Genomic DNA, 4529 nt, shown 5'->3' with positions numbered 1-4529 from the left:
GAAAAATTTATTTGAACAGTGAAAATCCCCCCCTCCCCCCCGTTGCCCCGGTAGTGTAGTGGCCTATCATACGGGCCTGTCGAGCCCGTGACATGGGTTCAAATCCCGTCCGGGGGGGCGCTCAAACGATCGGCCTTTCAACCTAAGGCTTCTGTGGAGATATTCCTGTGTGGCATTGCGAAGTAATCTATTAATCGCTAAAGATATCACCACCATACTTATTGAAGTCAGAATTGTGTAGTTAGTTGAGAACTCGGACATTCCCGGTCAATGAAGTTGGGCCTGTATGAGTTAGAATCGTATATTTAGTTGAGAACCTAAGGGTTGAGAACCTATGAAATCACTTTGGCCTTACCTCTGTTGAAGGGATATCTCAATATGGCTTAAGGAGTTTATAAGAGAAATACTAGTTGCGCCTGAGCGGGTATGTCTTAAATGACTCTTTATCTGATATGGTATCGCTCAAGAAATGTACAGATCCTTTATATACTCACCCGAGAACCTCCGGTTATGTACGTTTTACGAACTTCGAAGCTAAGGATAATATAGTCAGTAACTGATCATCTTAGCCGGGTAAAATAGAACCTAAGTAGGATTGAAAGATCGTGTCTTACTCACTCTATGTTTTATGATTAGCGAGTAAAATAGAACCTAAGTAGGATTGAAAGTACACTTCCTGATATATTTACAGTATTTCCAATGTTTACGTAAAATAGAACCTAAGTAGGATTGAAAGCTGGAAAATCTACACTTTTAGGATATTTTATTAAAAAGTAAAATAGAACCTAAGTAGGATTGAAAGTGGGGGGGTTATAGGACATCAGAACCTCACCTCGTACGTCTGTAAAATAGAACCTAAGTAGGATTGAAAGGGCTATATCCAATTCTAACGATGTATCACATATATTAAGTAAAATAGAACCTAAGTAGGATTGAAAGTATTCGATTTAGCCCCCCCTTTTGTTAGATGTATAGGAGGTAAAATAGAACCTAAGTAGGATTGAAAGATAATATTTTTCACTCTCGTTCCTAATAACGAGACAAAAAGTAAAATAGAACCTAAGTAGGATTGAAAGTTCTTTAAACCACCCCCCCAATGATAGGTTGCAAATACGTAAAATAGAACCTAAGTAGGATTGAAAGATCAATTATTATATTTCCTGATCCGTTTGCAATCGAGTAAAATAGAACCTAAGTAGGATTGAAAGTGATGGAAATGAATATCGTCATGGACAAACAAAAGAGTAAAATAGAACCTAAGTAGGATTGAAAGATTTATTCCATTCCTCAGGACTATATTTATATTCAGAAGTAAAATAGAACCTAAGTAGGATTGAAAGTAAATTGACCACAATAGATAGCTATCAGGTTCATGGAGGTAAAATAGAACCTAAGTAGGATTGAAAGGGGGATCAGCATCTCGACGCTAAATGGTATCATGAATTGGTAAAATAGAACCTAAGTAGGATTGAAAGATTTGATATTGATGGTAATATATTGCCGATCCAATTCCGTAAAATAGAACCTAAGTAGGATTGAAAGTTGTCGTTTTCCGGTATCGTTCTGGATAGGTTTTATGTAAAATAGAACCTAAGTAGGATTGAAAGAGCCTCTTCTGTGCGATCTCCTTCGCCCGCTCCATGTAAAATAGAACCTAAGTAGGATTGAAAGTCGATTATAATGCAATTCATTTCCTCTTTTGCTAAGTAAAATAGAACCTAAGTAGGATTGAAAGTCGTTCTCGCTTTCTAAAACAGGTGTGGATATCCAGGGTAAAATAGAACCTAAGTAGGATTGAAAGGTCCTGGGACTACTGGTTAGCGGCGTTGCTACGGGTAAAATAGAACCTAAGTAGGATTGAAAGCTTTTGCCGGTGCCGCTTCCCCCCGCATATTAGGATGTGTAAAATAGAACCTAAGTAGGATTGAAAGAGCAAACACGTCCTCCCAGCACATATCCTCCCAATCAGTAAAATAGAACCTAAGTAGGATTGAAAGATGTGGAAATATAAATATTCCTATAAATTCAAAAGGGTAAAATAGAACCTAAGTAGGATTGAAAGCCTGAATAAAAATCAGGTCGTCAATGACCCATTCGGTAAAATAGAACCTAAGTAGGATTGAAAGTTCTCGTACAAGGGTGAGATGCGGGCAATCGTTTTTAGGTAAAATAGAACCTAAGTAGGATTGAAAGGAACTCACCTGCATCCATCAGTAAGGCCTATTTATCGAGTAAAATAGAACCTAAGTAGGATTGAAAGATGGGCTTTATAAGGACACGTACACCGGCGACGAGTGTAAAATAGAACCTAAGTAGGATTGAAAGAGAGTGTGGGTATGCTATAGATGCGGGTCGGAGGAGTAAAATAGAACCTAAGTAGGATTGAAAGTTTCCAGTTAAAATCATAAACTATTTTGTTATCCATGTAAAATAGAACCTAAGTAGGATTGAAAGTAGTATAATCCATCCATGTATTGAGTTGTGGGTAAAGTAAAATAGAACCTAAGTAGGATTGAAAGATGCTGTGAATATATATCGGCTATCTGCTCGTCTGTGTAAAATAGAACCTAAGTAGGATTGAAAGTTAAGCTGTTTTTTATCGATTTTATCGACCTCCATGTAAAATAGAACCTAAGTAGGATTGAAAGCCGTCTTCTCTCTGATACCCAGATACATATATTTTTCGTAAAATAGAACCTAAGTAGGATTGAAAGGATTATGCTGGCACATTTTTGAAGGATACTGAAAAAGTAAAATAGAACCTAAGTAGGATTGAAAGGTAGAGCCATTCGAGGAGGAGATTGAGATAAAGCTGGTAAAATAGAACCTAAGTAGGATTGAAAGATCCTGTAATTGTCCCGGAGACCCGGTAACGTCCGAGTAAAATAGAACCTAAGTAGGATTGAAAGAATGCACAAGGGCAAAAAACCCTTTCGGTTCAATTCGGTAAAATAGAACCTAAGTAGGATTGAAAGCTTTGCATCCACGGCGAGGATTTTGGCAGGCTATCCGGTAAAATAGAACCTAAGTAGGATTGAAAGAACGCCGTGAGCGGCACCTATTCCTCCGCCGGTGCAGGAGTAAAATAGAACCTAAGTAGGATTGAAAGATCCTCCTTAGCCTCCTCAATCTCCTGTTTGATATCCGTAAAATAGAACCTAAGTAGGATTGAAAGGAAAAGAAAAACGAGAGGAAAAAGAAGACAAGAGGAGTAAAATAGAACCTAAGTAGGATTGAAAGAATTCTATTGCCCTTTTGAGAGATTTGTTTTTAGCTAGTAAAATAGAACCTAAGTAGGATTGAAAGTGTTTATATTTCCCAAAAATGTATCTCGTAAGATAGTAAAATAGAACCTAAGTAGGATTGAAAGGCAATCTTAGGTACATTAGTTGCTATTGCACCACCTATGTAAAATAGAACCTAAGTAGGATTGAAAGTCGCAGTGAAAAGGAAGTATATTTGAAAGAAGAAGTAAAATAGAACCTAAGTAGGATTGAAAGGGGGGGTGCAGTCGATCGAATGAATGAAAAATCGAAAAAGGTAAAATAGAACCTAAGTAGGATTGAAAGTCGAGGGAATTGCCGGCCGGGACGAGGACGGGGGGGTGGTAAAATAGAACCTAAGTAGGATTGAAAGTTGAAATAGTTAAAGGTATCTATAAAATGAATATTCGTAAAATAGAACCTAAGTAGGATTGAAAGCAGGATTAGGACGAAAAAGAAATCAGTTGAGAGGTGTAAAATAGAACCTAAGTAGGATTGAAAGGTAGGGCTTTCTTTTCCATTCGGGAAATTTCTTTCGTAAAATAGAACCTAAGTAGGATTGAAAGTCATAAGACCACCCCCCCAATTTAAAAAAATTTCAGGTAAAATAGAACCTAAGTAGGATTGAAAGTGACTTCGTCCAGCAGTCCCGGCTATTCCTATATAGTAAAATAGAACCTAAGTAGGATTGAAAGCTTAACGAGGCACTTTATTATTGGGGGGGTGCAATTGAGTAAAATAGAACCTAAGTAGGATTGAAAGATTGGAGAACGGCCTAGGAATAATCTTAAGGTTGAGGGGTAAAATAGAACCTAAGTAGGATTGAAAGCCATTTTTTATTTATATCTTTTGTCGCACACAGACGCGTAAAATAGAACCTAAGTAGGATTGAAAGGGGGGGCCTGCTTGCGTTGGCCGTTGCCAGCCTCATGGTAGTAAAATAGAACCTAAGTAGGATTGAAAGGGAACAATCGGCGCTCTCGATAATCGCTTTAATTTCTGGTAAAATAGAACCTAAGTAGGATTGAAAGCCACCGTCGAGCGATACCTCGCCAGGCTTCATAGGGGGGGTAAAATAGAACCTAAGTAGGATTGAAAGCATGGAGATGGCCGCAATCCTAAATATATTCGAATAGGTAAAATAGAACCTAAGTAGGATTGAAAGAAGCTAATATGATGAAAGGCATTTACTCGAACCGCACGTAAAATAGAACCTAAGTAGGATTGAAAGTGTGTGCGCGTATCTGCAGACGGTACGATCAAGAA

General features: G+C 38.0%; 1 tRNA gene and 1 CRISPR repeat array. The gene reads left to right on the top strand.

The features are described from left to right. The first annotated feature begins 44 nt into the window (after positions 1 to 44). Positions 45 to 120, top strand: a tRNA-Asp gene (locus tag JCM13583_RS11390). A 453-nt stretch (positions 121 to 573) separates the two neighbouring features. Then, positions 574 to 4494: direct repeats of the CRISPR family, unit length 29 nt; unit sequence GTAAAATAGAACCTAAGTAGGATTGAAAG. Positions 4495 to 4529: the final 35 nt, after the last annotated feature.

Origin of the sequence: Thermogymnomonas acidicola JCM 13583 (genome assembly GCF_001316105.1) — an archaeon.
Lineage (GTDB): Archaea > Thermoplasmatota > Thermoplasmata > Thermoplasmatales > Thermoplasmataceae > Thermogymnomonas > Thermogymnomonas acidicola.
Note: the sequence above shows the minus strand (reverse complement) of the source record. Positions and strands in the feature narration are given on the sequence as shown.